Annotated in this window: 3 protein-coding genes and 1 pseudogene; all 4 read left to right on the top strand. The window is 53.2% G+C overall.

Annotation, left to right across the window (positions count from 1 at the left end; genetic code table 11):
• Positions 1 to 716: AAA family ATPase (locus tag E0D98_RS23685; RefSeq protein ID WP_096955504.1), on the top strand; the 716-nt coding region annotated here is incomplete at its 5' end.
• A 200-nt stretch (positions 717 to 916) separates the two neighbouring features.
• Positions 917 to 1,168, top strand: a complete 252-nt coding sequence (locus E0D98_RS23680; protein WP_096855883.1) for a hypothetical protein — start codon at positions 917 to 919, stop codon at positions 1,166 to 1,168.
• Positions 1,165 to 1,574: pseudogene (locus E0D98_RS23675) on the top strand (single-stranded DNA-binding protein). Before E0D98_RS23680 ends, E0D98_RS23675 begins: the two are co-directional and overlap by 4 nt.
• Positions 1,575 to 1,584: 10 nt before the next feature.
• Positions 1,585 to 1,857, top strand: a complete 273-nt coding sequence (locus E0D98_RS23670) for a PerC family transcriptional regulator (protein ID WP_044697516.1) — start codon at positions 1,585 to 1,587, stop codon at positions 1,855 to 1,857.
• Positions 1,858 to 1,942 lie beyond the last annotated feature (85 nt).

The raw sequence follows: 1,942 nt of genomic DNA, 5'->3' as shown, positions 1-1,942 counted from the left end.
AAAATCTGTATCTGGTAAACCGTCCCATCTTTCCGGCGGTCCCGCTTGATGTTGATGAAATGGTTATCGCTGCCCGTCAGGTGGAGCGGGAAACGGGTAAACCTGTACGCATGATTATTCTGGATACGCTGGCGCGTTGCTTTGGTGGGAATGATGAAAATGATTCCCGTGATATGGGGGCGTTTATCCGTGGTTGTGACGAACTGAAACGACGCACAGGGGCCACGGTGCTGGTGGTTCACCATTCCGGCAAGGATGAGACGAAAGGCGCGCGCGGTTCCAGTGCATTTCGTGCATCACTGGATGCTGAATACCGGATACGCAGGGAGGACGCAGGAAGCGAAGCGCTGGTTATCTCATGCACCAAAATGAAGGACGCGGAGGAACTCAAAGAAGCCGCATATGACTTACGCGTGGTGGAGCTGTTTACCGACGCTGACGGGGAGTTAATCACGTCGCTGGTGGTGGTGGATAAGCCGCGCCCTCCCGTTGAACTGGAACGCATCGAGGAGGCAGGCAACAAGACGGAAAACCATACCGCACTATGGGGGTGCATCCGTTCACGCACACAGAACGGCGACAAGTGCACGATCCCGCTGTTACGTGATGACATGAAAAAACTGGGGTATGAAATGAAAAACTTCCGGCGCTGGCTGTACAAGCTGGAAAAAGATGGGGTTATTCGTATCGATGGGGATGATGTAGCGCCGCTATAAAAGTGAGGAGCAAAAGCGAGGGGGGTAGAAAGAGGGCCAAAATTAGCCTGCTCTCCCTCACTTTTCGACCTGTATACATCCTCAAAAGTGAGGGGTAAAAAAATACTTATGAAACACACACATAGAAAAACCAAAAATCCCAACTGCGACGAAGTGAGACGCTTGAAAAAGTGAGGCGAAAAAGTGAGAGGTTGCGAGAAATGACCCAAAAACGCAGAGACAGAACAGAGCCGAAATATAAGGCGTTAGATATGGCTGAACTGGCTTTAAAGGTGGCAATCAGAACGATAGACCGCCACGCGGGGGAAGGATACGCGAAGGAACATCCCGAACTGATAAGCGCATTCATGACCACAGCAGCGGCAAACTTTGCCACGCTGACAGAACGGGAGATTGCCGAAGCGGAACAGGTAACAACCATCAACGTTAAAACCGGAGAGGGGGCAGTATGACGGCACAGATAGCCGCTTACGGGCGGCTGGTGGACGACCCGCAGGTAAAACAGACCAGCAAGGGCACACCGATGACGCTGGCGCGTATGGCGGTATCTTTGCCATGCAGCCAGGCACAGGACGGACAGGCGACGTTATGGTTATCGGTCATCGCATTTGGCAAACAGGCCGACTTCCTGGCTAACATCAAAAAGGCGATGTTGCCAGCGTATCCGGCACGATGCAGGTAAGCCAGTGGACAGGCCAGAACGGCGAAACGCGGCAGGGCTGGCAGGTTATCGCAGACAGCGTAATCAGTGCCCGCGCGGCACGTCCAGGCGGGAACAGACGCAAAACCACAGGCACACAGGGTAATCAGCCACCAGCGGGAGGCGATGACCCTTACGGTGATGGTATTCCGTTCTGAGGGGGGGAGGATGGTACATGACCGCATAGCGGAGGAACTCGAGGCGAAAGGATTTTACCGGAGGGCGGCGGCGCGATGGGGTGAAGTCATGCAGCTGGTGGAGACAGACAAGGAACGGCATCAGGTTACGATGCGACGGCTGGAATGTTCCAGGAAGGCACAGAAGCCACCGGAGCCGCCGGATAACTTCGGAGACCTGAGAAAGGCAGTCGATCGCACTTATGCTGAAATGGGTATAGATGGTGCAGGCGATGAAGTATGGCGTAATTACCCAGACAGCTAAGCACATAGCCGGAGCAATCCGGCTTTTTTTCGATCTCACATATCTTTAAAAATGGTTGATTGATTATAATCTATCGAAAATACTG

The sequence above is a fragment of the Escherichia sp. KCJ4928 genome (assembly GCF_004352695.1).
Classification (GTDB): domain Bacteria; phylum Pseudomonadota; class Gammaproteobacteria; order Enterobacterales; family Enterobacteriaceae; genus ECMA0423.
The sequence above is the reverse complement of the archived record's forward strand: the minus strand, read 5'-3'. Positions and strand labels throughout refer to the sequence as shown.